Genomic DNA, 1,381 nt, shown 5'->3' on the forward strand with positions numbered 1-1,381 from the left:
GCGCATCCTCAGGTGCAGGACCGACCGTGCAGGCGGCAGAAGGGGAACCATCATGCTCAAGAAAGACGGCACCGCCTTCACCCGCGAAAGTGAGCGCGCGCGCTGGGCCTACGTCGAGGCCCTCGAAGACCGGTTGCTTGCTTCGAAATCGGTGTCAGAATCGATGCGTGAGCTTGAGCTGCTCTATGCGCATGCGCTGCGGGTCGATGACGCGGATGCGCTCGAGGCGGCGCGGCAGGCCCGCATCGACCTGCAGCAGCGTCTGCGCCGAGCCGCGGGGCATCTGTCTCGAATCCGTGGATAGGCTGCATGCGTCACTGGTCCGCATGCAGGGTTCGCTTGCACGAGCCGGCATCGACGCAGTGGTCGTGGGTGCCGTTGCGCTGGCGGTCTGGGGCGAGGCTCGCTACACCCTCGACGTTGATTTCAAGATTTCGGCCGAGCGAGACGATCTGCACCGGTTGCTTGCAGGACTCCCTCCTGACTGCACGCCTCTCGGCCCCGCGGACGAGATGATAGAGCGCGCGGGCCTGCTCTTTGTTCGCGACGCAGACGGCGTTCGTCTCGACCTGCTGCTCTGTGAGACTTCGTTTGATGATGAGGTGTTGCGACGGGCGGTTACGGTTGAACTCGGCCAGGGCGTGTCGGCTCGCGTGTGCACGGCCGAAGACCTGCTCATCTACAAGCTGATTGCAACGCGTGAGAAAGATCTCATTGATGCAACCAGCTTGATTCGTCGGCAGGGCGCTACACTCGACCTCGCCTACGTGCGCCGGTGGCTGCGTGAGTTCGAAACCGCCCTCGACGACAGCACGCTCATCCCCACATTGGAGCGCTTGCTGCAGCGGCCAGCACGGTAGTCGATTCGTCCGCGCGCGCAGCGTGCATCCCCTGACAGCGCTCACCACACGGTTGCGATGTGTGGGTAGTCGATGAGGCGCCGATCTTTTGTGACGAGCGAAGCGCCGAGCTCGAGCGCGGTGGCTGCGATGATGCGATCAGCGGGGTCGCCGTGCAGCGGCTCAGGCAGGCGAACCGAGCGACGTGCGATGGCGTTGTCGACAGCGACAAACGCGAACAGCCCTACGCGTTCGGCGTCGTCGAGCCAGTCGTCGAGATCGCGGGTGAGCACGAGGCGCTGGCGCTCTACGAGCATCGCGACCTCCCACACGCTGATCGACGACACGCAGGCCTTTGCGCTCGATACGCCTTTATCGATGGCCGCTCGGGCGCGTTTTGACAGCTTGTCTGGATCGGTGAGGTACCATACCCACGCATGGGTGTCGACGACGATCACTCCTGCGCCTCCCAGGTGGCGTCGATCGGCTCGGTCGGGTCGTCGTAGCGCGTCACCGAACCGCGCAGGCGCCCCAAGATCTCT

3 protein-coding genes are annotated in these 1,381 nt (G+C 64.4%); 1 reads left to right on the top strand and 2 read right to left on the bottom strand.

Annotated elements, in window-relative coordinates:
* Positions 1-185: 185 nt before the first annotated feature.
* Positions 186-860 carry a hypothetical protein gene (locus EB084_25500; protein ID NDD31620.1) on the top strand — a complete coding sequence of 225 codons (675 nt, stop codon included), beginning with the start codon at positions 186-188 and terminating at the stop codon, positions 858-860.
* 41 nt (positions 861-901) lie between these two features.
* Here the strand turns inward: EB084_25500 and EB084_25505 are convergent, their stop codons facing one another.
* Together EB084_25505 and EB084_25510 are read right to left on the bottom strand one after the other, a co-directional pair.
* Complete coding sequence (locus tag EB084_25505) at positions 902-1,297, bottom strand: type II toxin-antitoxin system VapC family toxin (protein NDD31621.1); 396 nt, start codon at positions 1,295-1,297, stop codon at positions 902-904.
* Positions 1,294-1,381: type II toxin-antitoxin system Phd/YefM family antitoxin (locus tag EB084_25510; GenBank protein NDD31622.1), on the bottom strand; the 88-nt coding region annotated here is incomplete at its 5' end. The genes EB084_25510 and EB084_25505, both read right to left, overlap by 4 nt.

It is taken from the genome of Pseudomonadota bacterium, from assembly GCA_010028905.1.
GTDB lineage: Bacteria > Vulcanimicrobiota > Xenobia > RGZZ01 > RGZZ01 > RGZZ01.